The organism is Solwaraspora sp. WMMD1047 (assembly GCF_029626155.1).
Classification (GTDB): Bacteria; Actinomycetota; Actinomycetes; order Mycobacteriales; family Micromonosporaceae; genus WMMD1047.
The window spans coordinates 6811598-6828042 of record NZ_JARUBL010000001.1 but is presented as its reverse complement, the minus strand read 5'-3'; the positions used below and the strand labels follow the sequence as shown (position 1 = coordinate 6828042).

Genomic DNA, 16445 nt, shown 5'->3' with positions numbered 1-16445 from the left:
CGGAGGCGGGGGTTGGGGTCGCTGCTGACCGTGGTGGTGCCCATCTACAACGTGGGTGGCTACCTCGTCGAATGTCTGGCGTCGCTGGCCGGTCAGACCTACCCCGACCTGGAGGTGGTGCTCGTCGATGACGGCTCCACCGACGACAGTGGCCGACTGGCCGGGGACTTCACCCGCACCGACCGCCGGTTCCGGCTGATCCGGCAGGAGAACCAGGGGCTCGGCGCGGCCCGCAACACCGGCATCGACGCGGCCACCGGGGAATACCTGGCGTTTGTGGACAGCGACGACGTGCTGCCGCCGTACGCGTTCGAGGTGCTGGTCGGGGCGTTGGAGCAGACCGGCTCCGACTTCGCCTCCGGCAACGTCGCGCTGCTCACCTCGCGCGGCCTGCGGCAGTCGCCGCTGCACCGGGGCACCCACCGGGTGACCCGGCTGCGGGTCGACCTGGCCGCCCAGCGCAACCTGGTCTACGACCGACTGGCCTGCAACAAGGTGTTCCGGCGCTCGTTCTGGGAGAGCCACGGGCTGCGGTTCCCGGTCGGGGTCCGCTACGAGGACATCCCGGTGACCATTCCGGCGTACGCGCTGGCCCGCTCCGTGGACCTGATCGAGCTGCCGGTCTACTACTGGCGGCAGCGGGAGGCCGGCAGCGAGGCGTCGCTGAGCCAGCGGCAGGGCGAGGTCCGCAACCTGGTGGACCGCTTCGCGGCCGTGGACAGCGCCAGCCGGTCGCTGGCCCGGCTCACCGATCCGAAGATCGGTTCCTGGTACGCCGAGACCGCGCTCTCCAGCGACCTGCGGATGTTCCTGGACCTGCTGCCGGATGTCGACGACGACTACCGGCAGCGCTTCCTCGACCTGGCGGCCGACTTTCTGGCCGGCGTCGACGACCGGGTCCTGGACCGACTCGCGCCGCGGCTGCGGATCGCCTGGCGACTGGCCCGGGCCCGCGCGCTGCCGGAGCTGGTCGAGGTGGTGGCGGCCGGCCGGCACGGCGCCACGCCGCCGGTGGTCCGCCGCGGGGTCGGCCGCTACCTGCGGCTGCCGCTGCTGGACGCGGGACATCCGGCGGTGCCCCGCGAGCTGTACCGGATTCCCGGCGGGATTCGCACCGAGGTGCACGAGGTCTGGTGGAGCGGCGACCAGCTCCGGGTCCGCGGGCTCGCCTACGACACCGAGCGCGGCGCGGACCGGCGGGGCCGTCCGGTCCGGCTGCTGTGGTTGCAGGCCGATGGCACCCGGCGGGTCCTGCCGTTGCCCGCCCGGGCCCGCCGCACCGCCGAGCGGCCCAGCTCGGTGCCGTACGGCTGGTCGGGTTTTCAGGTTTCGGTCGATCCGCGCCGGCTGCGCGACCGGCGGGGCTGGGTGCCGGGGAGCTGGTCGTTCAACGTCGCGGTGCTGCGGTCCGCCGGGCTGCCGCTGCGGCGCCGGCTCGGGACCGGCGAGTCGCGACCGGCGCTGCCGGGCCGGTGGGTGGCCGACGGGGTACGCCTGGTGCCGTACCTGCGTAACGGCCAGTTGCGGCTGCGGGTGGACCGGCCGCGCGGCTGGCTGACCGGCGCCCGGTTCGACGGCGCGGACCTGGTGCTGGAAGGGCGCGCCGAGCGGACCGGCGGGGTGGCGACGCTGCGGCTGAGCCGGGTTCCCGGCGTGGTGTGGCGCTCCTACCCGGTCGAGCTGCCGGCTCCGGCCGGGGAAGCGGGAGCGGTCTCCTGGTCGGCCCGGCTTCCGCTGGCCGACCTGGTGGCCGGGGCGGCGCTGCCTGGCCGGGCGGTCCTGGTGGGCGAGGCCGGCTCCGGCTGGCGGGTGTCCCTGGACGACGGCGTCGACCCGCCGGTGGAGCTGCCGGTGCCGGGTGACTTCGGCGGGACGCGGCGCAGCGAGGGCGGCGTCGATGTGCTCGTCGCCCCGAACGACGAGGAACTGCTCGGCATCTGGGTGCTGCCGTCGGGCCCGCTGGTGTGCGGTGCCGAGTTGACCGAGGGCGCCCTCGCGCTCACCGGCGAGCTGCCGGACGACGGGATGGACTGGCGGGAACTGCGGGTGGTCCTGCGGGCTCGGGAGTCGGCCGTGCCGGGCGGGGCGCCGGATCTGGTGCCGCCGCCGGACCTGGACCTCACGGCGCAGGTGACCGGCGACCGGTGGACCGTCCGAATTCCGCTCACCGGTCCGTCCGGGCCGGCCGACGGCGACTGGACGCCCCTCTACCGGCGGTGCGCCGACGCCCCCGCGAACGACCTGCCGTTCGATGTGTCGGCCCGGCGCCGGCTGCCTCGCGACGTCGCGGTGGCCGACCGCCGGCTGGAGCTGCTGCCCGACCGCCACCGCGAGATCCTGCGGCTGGGCCAGCGACTCGCCGCCGGCTGACCCCTACCCGTTGCCGGGGATGCGGCGGTGGCGGACCCGCTGCTTGACCTCGCGGGCGGCGTCGCTGGCGGCCCGGCGGGCGACGAAGCGGGTGGCGTTGGCGAGCGACCGCAGGCCACCGACGGGGATCGTCTCGACGTCGCCGGTGCCGGCCCAGCCGATGTGCTGGCCCGGCCAGCTGACCCGCCGGGGCCGGGGTGGGACCAGCTCCTCCTCGGTCAGCTGGCGCAGGTCGACCACCCCGAAGTCCCGGCCGCTGAGCCATTGTTCACCGGCCACCTCGGCGACCACCTTGTCCAGCGCCTCGTCGGGGCGGCGGACCCGCGTCGCCCGGCTCACCGCCGAGGTACGCCAGAGCGCCACCGCGTCGTGGCGGGACTTGGCGCCGGTGGGCAGCAGCCGCAACAGACCGATCTGCTTCTGATCGGCCAGGTTGATCATCCGGCGCAGGGTGTCGACGTCGAAGCCGGCGTGTGGCGGCAGGTCGAGCCGGAACGGCGCCGGGAAGACCGACTCCGGTGCGTGCTCGACCAGTTCGATCCGCGGGTCCGGGCCGAAGGTGACACCGACCAGTCGCCGGTCCAGGAACGGGTCGTCGAGCACCGAGCGGCGCTCGTCGGTGCAGGCCGACCAGTCGGCCACCAGCTTGATCCGCAGGTCGGTCAGGTCGCCGGCCAACAGCCGGTCCACGCAGGTGCGGACCACCTCGAAGGTGCCCTCGACCGGAATGGTCACGGTGACCAGCGGCACCGTCCAGTTGCCGCTGGTGCCGCGGCGCAGGTAGCGGGGCTGGGCCATCAGGTCGGCGAGGTGCGGCCGGTTGTAGCGGCGTAGCGGCTTGCCCTTGACCATCATGTGCGACGGACCCATGTGCCAGCTCCTGGCCTGCGGCTCGGGTACGAAGACGGCGCCGGTCTGGGCCAGCCGGTAGCCGAACTCGGTGTCCTCGCCCAGCCGCAACCGGGTGTTGAGCCCGCCGCTGGCCAGGTAGAGGGTGCGGTGCAGCGCCGCGGTCGCGCCCACGTGGGCCAGGAAGTTGAGGTGGGTGCCGCGGCGGAGCTGGTCGGTCTTGTCGATCAGCTCCTCGACGTAGTCGTGCGGCTCGGTGTCGTCGGCCGGGAAGAGCCGATCGATCGTGCCGTCCGCGCAGTGCTCCGAGACCTCCTCGGGGGTTGCCCAGCCGGTGTTGACGAACCGCTTGTAGCCGAGGGTGACCACCTCGTCGGAGACGTGGTGCCAACGGGCCTGGGCGGCGAGGTGCTCGGGGAAGGCCACCATGTCCGCGTCGAGCCAGTGCAGGATCTCGCCGTCGCTGTTGACCGCGCCGACGTGCAGGGCGTTCGACCGGCCCCAACCGTCCGAGTGGTCGGCGACCCGGATGATCCGGGTGTTCTCCGGCCGGATCTTCGGCAGCTCGATCGGTGGCTCGCTGCCGTCGTCGACGACGACCACCTCGGTCAGCTCGGCCGGGTAGGTCTGGTGACTCAGCGCGGCCAGGGTGAGGTTCAGCGACTCCTGGCAGTTGTACGCCGGGATGATCACCGAGAGTGACTTGGTCGCTCGCAATTCGTCCGGTCGAGCCGGGGTCAGCACGCTCCAATCGTTGCGGAACAACCGGGTCCGGGAGGGCGCCGTCGACGCGGCGTGCTCATTTCGGCTCGACACGAGGCCAGTCTAGCGACCCGACCGCGCCGGATATCGTCAGCGTCGACCGGTTCCAGCGGGTCACGACCCTCGTCCGGCAATCATGAATCCGGTTACTTTGGGTACAACCGTCCGGCCCTCGCCGGTCCGCTTCCGGCGGTCCGACCGGGCTGGAGGTCCGTCTGGCTACGGTGGGTCAAGCGCCTAATCTGACATGCGAAACGCTCTCCGGCGGTGACGACGTCCCGCCGGGCCACTGTTGGCAGGGAGGACCCGGGTTGTCGAGCAGGGGCACGGCGAGGAGACTGCGCCGTTGGCGGGTGGTGGCCGGGGACCGGCGGTGGTTGGGTCTGCGACGCTGGCCGGCGTACATGCGGGGGGCCGGGCTGACCCGGGTGTCGGGGCAGGGCGGCCGGGGCGATGCCCCGCCCGGCGCCGATGTGGTGGCGACCCGCACGGTGGTGGTGGCGCAGTCCGCCGAGTGGCTGCGGCAGGTGCTCGGCGATCCGGTGAGCCTGCTCAAGACCCGCAAGGTCCGGCTGGTGGTCGAGGACTGGCGTAACCCGCACCGGTCCTGGTCCGGCCGGCTGGGGCCGCTGCCGCACCTGCTGTCGCACCGGGCCCGGATGCCCCGGGGGGACGTCGGCCGGGTCGTGGTCGAGATCGAGCTGCGGTGGTCGGTGCCGTTGCGCAGGATCATCGCGGCGGTGCTCCCGCTGCTGGTGCCGGTCCGGCCGGTGCCGGCCACCGCCAGTGTCGACGTGACGGCGCAGGACCTCATTCCCGGCTGGCTGGGCACCCGGCCCAACTCGCAGGTGGTCACGGGCGTGCTGCCCGGCAACGACGACATCCGCCCGCACGACGTGGTGCTGGCCACCGCCGGTGCGCCGGCCGCCGTCGACGGCGACGCCGAGCCCGGCCAGACGTACGGCGCGTTGCTGGCCGCGACCCCGGCCGGCGCCGGCCGGGACCGGCCGGAGACCGCGGTCGTCGACATCGAGTACGCCGTGCCGCACCGGCGGTACGGACCGTTCGGCCCAACCGCCGGGCGGGCGGAGCTGACCTTCGACGGCGGGGACGACGACGGCTGGCGGCTGACCGGGCCGGCGGGGGTGCTGGTGGCCGGCCGGTCCGACCAGCCGTGGCTGATCGAGACCGCCACCGAGGCGCTGGCCGAGGTCGGCACGGTGAGCTGCCCCACGCTGCCCGGTCGGCGGCCGCTGGCCGAGGCCGAGCTCCTGCTGCGCCTGGTGCTGGCGGGCGTCCTGGTGCACGCTCCCGCGCTGCCGGCCGCGGTCCGGGAGCACCTGACCGCCGAGGTGGGCGACCTGCTGGGCGCCGCGCTGCCGGACGATCCGGCCGCGGAGCTGGAGTGGGAGGTCCGTACCGTCGCGCAGCGCCGGGCGGTGATGCGCGGCCACGGCACTCCGTTCGCGCTGCCCCGACTGGTCGCGGGCGCCTTCACCGCGCTGCCCGAGCTGCCGCCGGTGAGTGCCCTGCTGGTCACCAAGCGGCTGGAGCACGTGCGGGCGGCGTTCACCGCGATCGAGACGCAGACGTACCCGAACCTGGAGATCGTGCTCTGCCTGCACGGCGTCGAGCCAACGGCCGAACTGCGGAATCTGGTCGCGGCCACCGACCGTCCGGTGGAGCTGCTGAACCTGCCGGCCGGGCATGGCTTCGGCGCGGCGATGGGCGTCGCCACGGCCCGGGCCCGGGGCAGCCTGGTGACGAAGTTCGACGATGATGACACCTACGGGCCGGAGCATGTCTGGGATCTGGTCCTGGCCCGCCACCACTCGGGTGCGGAGCTGGTCGGCAAGGCCGCCGAGTTCGTCTATCTGGAGTCGCTCGACACCACGGTGCGGCGGGACGCCGGCCGGGCCGAGACGTACGCCGCGGTGGTGGCGGGCGGGACGATGCTCATCGGCCGGGGTGACCTGGAGCGGGTCGGCGGCTGGCGGCCGGTGCCGAGGTCCGTCGACCGGGGGCTGCTCGACCGGGTGCGGCAGGCCGGCGGGCTGGTCTACCGGACCCACCCGCTCGGGTACGTCTATCACCGGCGGGCCGGCGGGCACACCTGGGATCCGGGCCTGGAGTACTTCCTGCGGGGCGGCGACCGGCAGTGGCCGGGCCTGCCGGAGCATCCGGAGTTCGGCGCCCGGCGCCCGGTCGACCGGGGCGACGGTCCCCTGCTGTTGACCGGGCGGATCCACCAGCGGGAAAGCGACACGTCCACCGCCGCCGCGGCCTCCGTGTGGGCCGACTGATCTGCGGGTTGCCGCAACTTCCACGGGTAGGACGCAACTGGCAACAGAAATCGATGAACGGCCATCGGGTGGGCCCGGGTGGTCGGTTGCCAGGTGACCGGCCCCGCAAACCGTGAGTAAAAGCGTGCTTTCGGGCGTGTAACGAGACTGTCACACCGCGAACATGGAACGTTTACCCGATGTGCGAATCTGATGATGCTCGCCACAGTCATTCCCTGGGGCCGGACATTCAGCTGCGGGGAGGTGACGGTGACCACCGTCGCACTCAAGGACGTCACCAAGGTTTTTCCTGACGGCACGGTGGCGGTGGACAAGATCAACCTCGACGTCAACGACGGCGAGTTCATGGTGCTGCTCGGCCCATCGGGCTGTGGCAAGTCCACCGTCCTGCGGATGGTCGCGGGATTGGAGGATCCGAGCAGCGGTGCCGTGCTGCTCGACGGTGAGTTGGCCAACGACATTCCGCCGCGGGACCGGCGGATCGCCATGGTCTTCCAGGACTTCGCGCTGTATCCGCACATGACGGTCGGTGACAACATCGCGTTCCCGCTGCGGCTGTCGGGGGTCGAGCCGGTGCCGCGTACCGAGCGGGTGGCCGACGTGGCGAGCGCGCTCGGCATCGGTGACGTGCTCGGCCGCAAACCGAGTCAGCTCTCCGGCGGCCAGCGGCAGCGGGTGGCGATGGGGCGCGCGATCGTCCGGCGACCCGGCCTGTTCCTGATGGATGAGCCGCTGTCCAACCTGGACAGTGGACTCCGGGCCGAGCTGCGGGCGGAGATCTCCGCGCTGGTGCGGGAGTTGGGCGTGAGCACCATCTACGTCACCCACGACCAGGCCGAGGCGCTCACCATGGCGGACCGGGTGGCGATCATGCGCAAGGGGGTGCTGCAGGACGTCGGCACCCCGACCCAGGTCTACGGCCGGCCGGCGACGCTCTACGTCGCGGCCTTTCTCGGCAGCCCCCGGATGAACCTGCTGGAGGCGACGGTCTACGTCCACCTGGACCGCTACATCGCGCTCAACTTCGGCAACCAGTCGCTCTACCTGCCCTGGAACGACATCCGGGCCCGGGCGGTGGCGCACTACCACGGCGAGCGGATCGTGGTCGGGATGCGGGCCGAGGCGCTCACCCCGGTCGCGCCGGACACCCCGGGGGACGTGCTGCAGGGCCGGATCCGCTACTTGGAGCACCACGGCCACGAGTCGCTGGCGTACCTCGACATCGGCGCCACCGCCATCATCGTGGACGACCTGGGCGGCACCGTCGCGGAGCAGGGCACCGGGTCGGGACGGCGGATGCGCCGGCTCGGCCAGGTGATGCAGCGGCTCGCCGGGCGGGCTCCCGAGTCCGCCCCCGGCGCCGAGCACGCCGAGCGCAACGGCCGGTCGAGCAGCGTGCTGAGCGACCCGGGCCGGCACCACCGGCGCCCGGCGGAGCTGGCGGTACGACTCGCGCCGTACCCGGCCGTCACCTCGGGGCACCCGATGGCCATCTCGGTCCGGATGGACGCGCTGCACTTCTTCGACGAGCGCGGCGACCGGATCGACGTCGGCTGGCGCTGACCTCGCCAGGACCGGTTACTGAATAGTAACCTGACGGCCATGGCAATCGACTCGCAACAGGTCGCCGCCGGCCTGCTCCAAGCCGTGCCCTTCGCCCGTACCCTCGGGTTGGTCGTTTCCGAGGTGGCGCCGGACGGAGCCGGCGGAGTCCGGGCGGAGGTCCGGCTGCCCGACTCGCCGGCCAGCCACAACCACGTCGGCGGCCCGCACGCCGGGGCGCTGTTCACGCTCGGCGAGACCGCCTCCGGCGCGGTGGTGCTGGCCGCCTTCGGCGAGCTGCTGGACCGGGCGGTGCCGCTGGCGGTCCGCGCGGACATCGCCTACCACCGGCTCGCGACGGGCGAGGCGCGAGCCGTCGCCCGGTTGGGCCGGCCGGCCGCCGAGGTACGCGCCGAACTCGACGCCGGCGACCGGCCCGAGTTCCCGGTGCTGGTGGAGATCGGCCCCGCCGACGGCGAACCGACCGCCACGATGACGGTCGTCTGGACCCTGCGCCCCCACCGGAACTGAGCCCCGACGCTGCGGCGCGCGGTCGGCACCGGCCCGTCCGGGCCGGGTAGGTTGGGTGCGTGCTGGGCCTACCCAACGACGTGACCGCCTGCCTGTTCGACCTCGACGGCGTGCTGACCCAGACCGCCCGGGTGCACAACGCCGCCTGGGCGGACACCTTCAACGCCTTCCTCCGCCGGTACGCCGAGCGCACCGGCGAGCCGTTCCGCCCGTACGACCCGGGGGACGACTACAACCGCTACGTCGACGGCCGGCCGCGCGCCGACGGGGTCCGCACCTTCCTCGCCTCCCGGGCTATCGAGTTGCCCGAGGGCAATCACGACGACCAGCCCGAGGTCGACACCGTCAACGGCCTCGGCAACCGCAAGAACGTCGAACTGCTGCACCGGATCCACACCGACGGGGTGCTGCCCTACCCGGGGTCGGTGCGCTACCTGCACGAGACGGTCCGGCTGGGGCTGCGCCGGGCGGTCGTCTCGGCCAGCGCCAACTGCCGCGAGGTGGTCACCGCCGCTGGCCTGGCCGACCTGCTGGAGGTACGGGTGGACGGGGTGGTCGCCCGGGCCGAAGGGCTGCGGGGCAAACCGCACCCGGACACCTTCCTGGCCGCCGCGGCGCGGCTCGGCGTACCGCCCGAGCGGTGCGCCGTGTTCGAGGACGCGCTGGCCGGTGTCGAGGCCGGCCGGGCCGGCCGGTTCGGCTACGTGGTCGGCGTCGACCGGGTCGGCCAGGCCGACCAGCTGCGGACCCATGGCGCCGACATCGTGGTCACCGACCTTGCCGAGCTGCTTGCCGAGGAGCCGACATGATCCGGGAACGGGCCTACCCCGTCGAGCCGTGGCACGTCCGGGAGACCCGGCTCGACCCGGAGATTCTGGCCCAGTCGGAGTCGGTCTTCGCGCTCTCCAACGGCCATATCGGACTGCGCGGCAACCTCGACGAGGGTGAGCCGCACGGCCTGCCGGGGACCTACCTGAACTCGTTCTACGAGCTGCGCCCGCTGCCGCACGCGGAGGCCGGCTACGGCTTCCCGGAATCCGGCCAGACCATCGTCAACGTGACGAACGGCAAGCTGGTCCGGCTGCTCGTCGACGACGAGCCGTTCGACGTCCGGTACGGCGAACTCCTCGGCCACGAGCGGGTGCTCGACCTGCGGGCCGGCACCCTGCGCCGCGAGGTGCACTGGCGGTCGCCGGCCGGCAAGGAGATCCGGCTGGCCAGCACCCGGCTGGTCTCCTTCACCCAGCGGGCGGTCGCGGCGATCTGCTTCGAGGTCGAGCCGGTCGACGAGGCCGTCCGGCTGATCGTCCAGTCGGAGCTGGTCGCCAACGAGGAACTGCCGCCGCAGAGCAAGGACCCCCGGGTCGCCGCCGTGCTGGAATCGCCGCTGCAGGCCGAGGAGCACACCGCGCAGGGGACCGGCGCGCTGCTGATCCACCGGACCAAGACCAGCGGACTGCGGATGGCCGCCGCGATGGGGCACGACATCGACGGGCCGGAGCGGACCGGGATCAGCAGCGAGGCGTACCCGGACTGGGCCCGGACCACCGTCACCACCGTGCTGAAGCCGGGGGAGCGGCTGCGGGTGGTGAAGCTGCTGACGTACGGCTGGTCCAGTCGCCGGTCCCGGCCGGCGCTGCGCGACCAGGTCGCGGCGGCGCTGGCCGGCGCCCGCTTCTCCGGCTGGGAAGGGCTCGTCGCCGAGCAGCGGGAATACCTCGACACCTTCTGGGACGCCTCCGACGTGCGGCTGGACGGCGACCCCGAGGTGCAGCAGGCGGTCCGGTTCGGGCTGTACCACGTGCTGCAGGCCGGCGCCCGGGCCGAGGTCCGGCCGATCGCGGCGAAGGGCCTGACCGGCCCCGGCTACGACGGGCACGTCTTCTGGGACACCGAGACGTTCGTGCTTCCGGTGCTCACCTACACCCTGCCCTCGGCGGTCGCCTCGGCGCTGCGCTGGCGGCATTCGACCCTGGATCTCGCGCACGAGCGGGCCAAGACCCTCGACCTGGGCGGCGCCGCCTTCCCCTGGCGGACGATCCGCGGCCAGGAATGCTCGGGCTACTGGCCGGCCGGCACCGCCGCGTTCCACATCGCCGCCGACATCGCCGACGCGGTGCGCCGGTACGTGCAGGCCACCGGCGACCTGGACTTCGAACGGGAGGTCGGGCTGCGGCTGCTGGTCGAGACCGCCCGGCTGTGGCGGTCGCTCGGCCACCACGACCGGCACGGCCGGTTCCACCTGGACGGGGTGACCGGACCGGACGAGTACACCTCGGTCAAGAACGACAACGTCTACACCAACCTGATGGCGCAGCGGAACCTGATCGCGGCGGCCGAGGCGGTAACCCGGCACGGCGACGAGGCCTGGCGGTTGGGGGTGGACGACGAGGAGACCGCGGCCTGGCGGGACGCCGCCGCGGCGATGCACATCCCGTACGACGAGGAACTGGGCGTACACCCGCAGGTGGAGGGGTTCACCCGCTACCAGGAGTGGGACTTCGAGAGCACCCCGCCGGAGCGGTATCCGCTGCTGCTCAACTACCCGTACTTCGACCTGTACCGCAAGCAGGTGGTCAAGCAGGCCGACCTGGTGCTGGCGATGCACTGGCGGGGGGACGCCTTCACCGCCGAGCAGAAGGCCCGCAACTTCGCCTACTACGAGCGCCGCACCGTGCGCGACTCGTCACTGTCGGCGTGCACCCAGGCGGTCATCGCCGCCGAGGTCGGTCACCTGGAGCTCGCCCACGACTACCTGGGCGAGGCGGCGTTGATGGACCTGCACGACATCAACCGCAACACCCGCGACGGGGTGCACGTCGCGTCGCTGGCCGGCGCGTGGATCGCGCTGGTCGCCGGGCTCGGTGGACTGCGTGACCATGACGCGGTGCTCTCGTTCGCGCCCCGGCTGCCCAGCCGGATCAACCGGCTGGAGTTCGCGCTGATGTGGCACGGCCTGCGGCTGCGGGTGGACGTACGCCGCGACGAGAGCACCTACACGCTGCGCAACGGTGGCGCGGAGTCGTCGATCGAGATCCGCCACCACGGCGAGGTGGCGGTGGTCACCGCGGCCGAGCCGGTGACGCTGGCCAACCCGCCCTGCCCGCCGGTGGGACCGGCGCCGGAGCAGCCGCGCGGCCGGGCGCCGGCCCAACGCTTCGCCGACCGGCCCTGACGAAACGCCTACCGGCCCCGGGAACTCCCGGGGCCGGTAGGCGTCTGTCGCTTCTGGACGCTCTCGCCCGCCGGCTACAGCAGGGACAGGTGTACGTGGTTCGTGTGGTCGCTGGACGGGTCGCCGAACGCCGCACTGTACGCCCGCCAACCCGCTGAGGGAGTCCAGATCTGCCGGTACCAGATCACGTAGAGCACCCCGAGCTTGTCGGCGTTGCGGACCAGGAACGCGGTGAGGTTGTTCCCGTAGGTCTTGGCCGCACCTGTCGCGTCCCCGCCGAAACCGCTCCGCTGCGGCGAGAAGTCGCAGGCCCGGCCCTTGGGGTGCTCGAACGGACCGCCCGAGCGGAAGCACGACACGAACCGGTCGAACCCGGCGCGCTTGGTCTCCTTCAGCGCGTGCAGCGTACGCGGGGTGATGCACCCCGAGGTGGTGGGGTCGTTCTGGTTGCAGGACTGCGGCGGCCAGGATCCGTCCCGGTTGCGTGGTGCCTGCCGGGCCACCGGGGAGGTGGCCACCACGAAGCCGCCGGTGACCGCGCCGCCGACCAGAGCGAGCGCCTTCTCGGCTTCCCGCTTCTGCTTCGTCATGATGGCGAGCTGCTTCTTCTCCTCGGCCACCTCGGCGTCGATCGCCGCCTTCGCCCGGGTGGCCTGCTCCAGCGCCTCGTTGAGCTCGCGCAGCTTGCTGTTGTCGCGCATCGCCATCAGGTCGAGGTTCTGGGCCCGCTCCAGGAAGTCGTCCGGTGACGCGCTGTTGAGCAGCAGCATCGCCGGTCCGATGCGACCGGTCTTGTAGGAGTTGCTTGCGACCTGCGCCACCTCGGGTTCGAGGTCCGCGATCCGCTGCTCGACCCGGCGCAGTTCCAGGGTGAGCTTCAGTTGCCGCTCCTGCGACTTGGCCACCGCGTTCTTCGCCTCCACGAAGCCGCGACCGGTGGACTCGAGGACGTCGCGCAGCAGTGGCGTGCCACCTTCGCCGCCCGGTTCGCCGGACTCCTGTGCCGCGGCGTTACCGGGACTGAGTGCGGCGCCGGCCAGCACGCCGATGGCGGCGAGCAGAGCCATGGCCAGCGGGAACCGCTGACGTGTTGATACCGTCATTCACGTTCCTCCCATGCGGCCGCCTACCGAGTTAGCTGACGGGTTCGGGACGGAACAACCCCTACCGCTACTGCGGATTCACCCCACCTACCTGGTTCCCCGGCTCGCCTTGTCGGCGATTAGGCGGCGGTCCCCACCGGCACCGAGGGGCGCCACCGGGCGGAGACCGCGGCCAGCTTACCGGATCTACACGCATTGGCGGGAGAGAACGCAAAGGTGCTGTTTTCGCTGGGGAAACGCGTTACCTGACAACAACTTTGGGTAGCATTCCGGATTGATGTGGTGTCCTTTTGCTACCGACTAACCGCTCAGCGTGAGTCGCCGGTCGACGGCACTCCGGAACGGTCATGCGGGGTTACCCGCCGTGGGTCGTCGGCGGTGCGCGCCTGAGCCGCGTCGTCCGCCCAGTCGTGGTCCGGCTGGTCCTGGCCGGGCCGGTTCCGGCGGTCCTTCCCGTTGCCGGCCGAATCGGTGCCGTCCGGTCGTCCTGCCCTGTCCCGGTGCTGCTTCGGTCCGGTGGAGTTTCGGCGGGTCATGGGACCACCCTCACCTCGTTGCTGGGCCCACGTCGGGGCCGGGGATACCCGGCGCTGCCGGCCGGCCGACCGGTCGGCGCGTCGAGGGCGGACCGATCGGGTCCGGCAGCCGCGTTCCCGCCGACACCGCCCACAAACACCCCCGGACCAGGAATGCCGGCCGGATCGGCACCGGCCGGGCTTGGAACGACACCGGCCGGGTATCCGGGGCGGATGGAAGTGACGGTGACCGGGACGACCGTGCCGGTCGGACCGGACCAGCTCGACGCCGACGTGCGGAGCCCGGAGCCGGCGGTCGGGACGGTGCTCTTCGCGCACGGCAGTGGCAGTTCCCGACGTAGCCCACGCAACCTGGCCGTGGCGCAGGTGTTGAACGGGCGCGGCCTGGCGACCGTCCTGGTGGACCTGTTGACCGAGGAAGAGGCCCGGCAGGACAGCCGGGACGGCCGGCTGCGGTTCGACATCGGGCTGCTCGCCGACCGGTTGACCGGCGTGCTCGACTGGCTGGTGACCGCCGCCGGGCCGACCGTCCCCGGCCCGATCGGGCTCTTCGGCGCCAGCACCGGAGCGGCCGCGGCACTGGTCACCGCGGCGGCCCGGCCGATGACGGTGCCGGCGGTGGTGTCCCGCGGCGGTCGGCCGGATCTGGCGGGTGCGGCCCTGACCGGCGTACGGGCCGCGACCCTGCTGCTGGTCGGCGGGGACGACGAGCAGGTCCGGCAGCTCAACCAGGCGGCGATGCCGATGCTGTCCGGTCCGGTCGAACTGCGCACGATTCCCGGCGCCGGTCATCTGTTCGAGGAGCCGGGCACCCTCGGACAGGTCGCCGACGCCGCCGCCGGCTGGTTCGTCGAACGGCTGCCGGCCAGGGCCTGAGACACCGGAGGTGTGGCATGCGGATCGGCGTCATCGGCGCGGGCCAGGTCGGCGCGGCGCTGGCCCGGCTCTTCGTGGAAGCCGGCCATCAGGTGGGGATCGCCAACTCACGCGGGCCGGAAACACTGCGCTGGTTGGTCGACGAGCTGGGAGAGCTGCTGCACCCGGTGGCCGCCCAGGAGGCCGCCGGCTACGGCGACCTGGTGGTGGTGGCGGTGCCGGTCGGCCGGTACGACGAGCTGCCCACCGGCGGTGTGCCGGGCCGGACCGTCATCGACACCGGGAACTACTACCCGCAACGGGACGGCCACCTTCCGGCGTTGGACGCGGATCGGACCACCTCCAGCGAGCTGCTCCAGGCCCGGTTGCCCGACGCCCGGGTGGTCAAGGCGTTCAACGCCATCCGCGCCCACCACCTGGTCGAGTACGGTCGCCAGTCGTCGGCGATGTGGCGGTACGGGATTCCGGTCTCCGGCGACGACCCGACTGCGAAACGCCGGGTCTTCGACCTGGTCGAGCAGGTCGGCTTCGAACCGGTCGACGCGGGTGGGCTGGCCGACGGCGGTCGGCGGCACCAGCCGGGCTCCCCGGTCTACGGCGTGGACCTGCCCGGGGACGAACTGGCCGCCCGGCTGGCCCGGCCGGTCAGGGCGGCTCCGGCAGGCCGGTGGCCCGACGGCAGTCCGCCACCGTCCTGACCACCTGGTAGACGATCGCGGTGAGCGGTACCGCCACGAAGGCGCCGGGGATGCCGGCGGTGAGGGTGCCCGCCGTCACCGCCACCAGCACGACAACCGGGTGCAGCCGGACCTGGTGTTTCATGATCAGGGGCTCCAGCAGGTTTCCCTCCAGCTGCTGGACGGTGATCACCGCGGCGGCGGTCAGCAGTGCGGTGGTGGGACCGTTCGCGGCGAGTGCGACCAGGACGGCGACGCTGCCGGCCACCGTCGCTCCGATGATCGGGACGAACGCGCCGAGGAAGGTGATCAGGGTCAGCGGTAGGGCCAGCGGGACCCGCAGCAGCACCAGAGCCAGCCCGATGCCGGCGGCGTCGATGGCCGCGATGGCCACCGTCCCCCGGGTGTAGGCGGCCAGCGTCTGCCAGCCGGCCCGGCCGGCGGCCACGAAGACCGGCCGGGACCGGTCCGAGGTCCGGCGTAGCACCCAGCGCCACATCGATCGGCCGTCCTTGAGGAGAAAGAAGAGCAGGACCAGGCCGAGCAGGATGGCGCCGACCGTTTCGGCGGCGGTGCGGGCGCCGGCGACCGGATCCGGTGCGGAGCGGCGCAGTCCGGACCCGGCCTGTTCGATGAGCGCGTCCAGCCGGTCGGCGCTGATCGGCGCCGTTCCGGAGGTGAGGAAGTCGCGGAGCCGGGCCGTGCCCTCGTCGAGCTGGCTCACCAGGTTGGTGAACTGGTCGGCGGTGAGCCACCAGGCCAGTGCCACCGAGCCGACCACCACGACCAGGAAGAGCAGCACCGCGGCGAGGGCGGCGAGACTGGCCGGCCAGCCGTGCCGCCGCAGCCGGACGGTCACCGGGTCCAGCAGGGCGGCGATGAACAACGTGGCGGCCACCGCGATGGTCAACGGTGCCAGCCGGGCGGCGACCAGTCCGAGAACGTAGAGGCCGGCCGCGACGATCAGCAGGCAACCGCTGTAGACGACCGACCAGCGCAGCAGCCAGGGCAGCCGGTCCCAGATCCGCCGGACCCGCTCGCCGCCGCCCACGTCGGCGTCGGCGGCCGCGAACGGCACACCCGCGCTGGCCGGGGCGGCGAGGTCGGGTGAGACCGGCTGCGGATCAGGCACCCCTGGGGGTACCCGTCAGGGCGGCGCTGACACCCGGGATCAGTTTCGCGGACCGCCGCCGGGCTGGGCCGGCACCGGGAAGGTGGGCAGGTGCCGGTCCGCGCGACCGGCGAAGAGGGCGACCTCGTACGCGATCCCGGCCACGTCGGCCTCGCCGGTGAAGCGCACCGCGATGACGGCGCCACCGGGAGTGGCGGTGATGAAGAGAAATGCCCGGTGCATCTGGATGATGATCTGGCGCACGGTGCCGGGGCCGGGCGTGTCGGTGCCCTCGGCGGAGTGCCGGCTGGCGGCCAGCGCCAGGGCCTGGAGTCCGGCGATCACGCTGGCGAGCTGTTCGGCGAGCTCCAGGTTGACCTCCCGGGAGGTCGCCAACATCAGGCCGTCGGGAGAGAGCGCTACGGCGTGTTCCGCCTCTGGGACCCGATCCACCAGGTCGTCCAGCAGTTGGGTCAGCTTCTCCGTCGTGACCACCGGGTGAACCACCTGTTGTCCCCTCGCATAGCTGGTTGGCGAGCCGTCTCGGATCATTATTCGTACTGGAGTTCACTCCGCCGATGGCATCCGAAATCTGTTCGGAAAGGAGGCC

Annotated in this window: 12 protein-coding genes and 1 riboswitch; of the genes, 8 read left to right on the top strand and 4 right to left on the bottom strand. The window is 72.6% G+C overall.

Annotated features, from left to right (window positions below; all coding sequences use genetic code 11):
* Nucleotides 1-12 precede the first annotated feature (12 nt).
* Nucleotides 13-2370: a glycosyltransferase family 2 protein gene (locus O7627_RS31260; RefSeq protein ID WP_278097042.1), complete on the top strand. Its 2358-nt coding sequence runs from the start codon at nucleotides 13-15 to the stop codon at nucleotides 2368-2370.
* A gap of 3 nt (nucleotides 2371-2373) precedes the next feature.
* Here the strand turns inward: O7627_RS31260 and O7627_RS31255 are convergent, their stop codons facing one another.
* Nucleotides 2374-4035 (bottom strand): glycosyltransferase family 2 protein, encoded by a 1662-nt coding sequence (locus O7627_RS31255; protein ID WP_278097041.1) that lies wholly within the window; start codon nucleotides 4033-4035, stop codon nucleotides 2374-2376.
* A gap of 257 nt (nucleotides 4036-4292) precedes the next feature.
* On the opposite strand from O7627_RS31255, the gene O7627_RS31250 reads away from it, so the two are divergent.
* The 5 genes from O7627_RS31250 (at nucleotide 4293) to O7627_RS31230 (ending at nucleotide 11532) form a co-directional block, all read left to right on the top strand.
* Nucleotides 4293-6284 (top strand): glycosyltransferase, encoded by a 1992-nt coding sequence (locus tag O7627_RS31250; protein ID WP_278097040.1) that lies wholly within the window; start codon nucleotides 4293-4295, stop codon nucleotides 6282-6284.
* A gap of 249 nt (nucleotides 6285-6533) precedes the next feature.
* Nucleotides 6534-7847 (top strand): ABC transporter ATP-binding protein, encoded by a 1314-nt coding sequence (locus O7627_RS31245; RefSeq protein WP_278097039.1) that lies wholly within the window; start codon nucleotides 6534-6536, stop codon nucleotides 7845-7847.
* A gap of 39 nt (nucleotides 7848-7886) precedes the next feature.
* Complete coding sequence (locus tag O7627_RS31240) at nucleotides 7887-8357, top strand: DUF4442 domain-containing protein (protein WP_278097038.1); 471 nt, start codon at nucleotides 7887-7889, stop codon at nucleotides 8355-8357.
* A 59-nt stretch (nucleotides 8358-8416) separates the two neighbouring features.
* On the top strand, nucleotides 8417-9166 hold the full coding sequence (locus tag O7627_RS31235; protein WP_278097037.1) for a beta-phosphoglucomutase family hydrolase: 750 nt from the start codon (nucleotides 8417-8419) through the stop codon (nucleotides 9164-9166).
* Nucleotides 9163-11532: a glycoside hydrolase family 65 protein gene (locus O7627_RS31230; protein WP_278097036.1), complete on the top strand. Its 2370-nt coding sequence runs from the start codon at nucleotides 9163-9165 to the stop codon at nucleotides 11530-11532. Before O7627_RS31235 ends, O7627_RS31230 begins: the two co-directional genes overlap by 4 nt.
* Before the next feature lie 74 nt (nucleotides 11533-11606).
* Here O7627_RS31230 and O7627_RS31225 read toward each other — a convergent pair whose 3' ends face one another.
* Nucleotides 11607-12635 carry a hypothetical protein gene (locus O7627_RS31225; protein WP_278097035.1) on the bottom strand — a complete coding sequence of 343 codons (1029 nt, stop codon included), beginning with the start codon at nucleotides 12633-12635 and terminating at the stop codon, nucleotides 11607-11609.
* 3 nt (nucleotides 12636-12638) lie between these two features.
* Nucleotides 12639-12771: riboswitch (cyclic di-AMP (ydaO/yuaA leader) on the bottom strand.
* Nucleotides 12772-13384: 613 nt separating this feature from the next.
* Between O7627_RS31225 and O7627_RS31220 the strand changes: the two genes are divergently transcribed.
* Together O7627_RS31220 and O7627_RS31215 are read left to right on the top strand one after the other, a co-directional pair.
* Nucleotides 13385-14047 (top strand): hydrolase, encoded by a 663-nt coding sequence (locus O7627_RS31220; protein ID WP_278097034.1) that lies wholly within the window; start codon nucleotides 13385-13387, stop codon nucleotides 14045-14047.
* A 17-nt stretch (nucleotides 14048-14064) separates the two neighbouring features.
* Nucleotides 14065-14745 (top strand): NAD(P)-binding domain-containing protein, encoded by a 681-nt coding sequence (locus O7627_RS31215; protein WP_278097033.1) that lies wholly within the window; start codon nucleotides 14065-14067, stop codon nucleotides 14743-14745.
* On the opposite strand, the gene O7627_RS31210 is transcribed toward O7627_RS31215, so the two are convergent.
* Both O7627_RS31210 and O7627_RS31205 read right to left on the bottom strand, forming a co-directional pair.
* Nucleotides 14693-15856, bottom strand: a complete 1164-nt coding sequence (locus O7627_RS31210) for an AI-2E family transporter (RefSeq protein ID WP_278097032.1) — start codon at nucleotides 15854-15856, stop codon at nucleotides 14693-14695. The two genes, O7627_RS31215 and O7627_RS31210, sit on opposite strands and share 53 nt — an antisense overlap.
* 39 nt (nucleotides 15857-15895) lie before the next feature.
* Nucleotides 15896-16330 (bottom strand): roadblock/LC7 domain-containing protein, encoded by a 435-nt coding sequence (locus O7627_RS31205; RefSeq protein ID WP_278097031.1) that lies wholly within the window; start codon nucleotides 16328-16330, stop codon nucleotides 15896-15898.
* Nucleotides 16331-16445 lie beyond the last annotated feature (115 nt).

Excerpts from the sequence above, each read along its gene's own strand:
- O7627_RS31220 (WP_278097034.1), top strand. The coding sequence starts at position 13,385 with ATGGAAGTGACGGTGACCGGGACGACCGTGCCGGTCGGACCGGACCAG.
- O7627_RS31215 (WP_278097033.1), top strand. The coding sequence starts at position 14,065 with ATGCGGATCGGCGTCATCGGCGCGGGCCAGGTCGGCGCGGCGCTGGCC.
- O7627_RS31240 (WP_278097038.1), top strand. The coding sequence starts at position 7,887 with ATGGCAATCGACTCGCAACAGGTCGCCGCCGGCCTGCTCCAAGCCGTG.
- O7627_RS31225 (WP_278097035.1), bottom strand. The coding sequence starts at position 12,635 with ATGACGGTATCAACACGTCAGCGGTTCCCGCTGGCCATGGCTCTGCTC.
- O7627_RS31230 (WP_278097036.1), top strand. The coding sequence starts at position 9,163 with ATGATCCGGGAACGGGCCTACCCCGTCGAGCCGTGGCACGTCCGGGAG.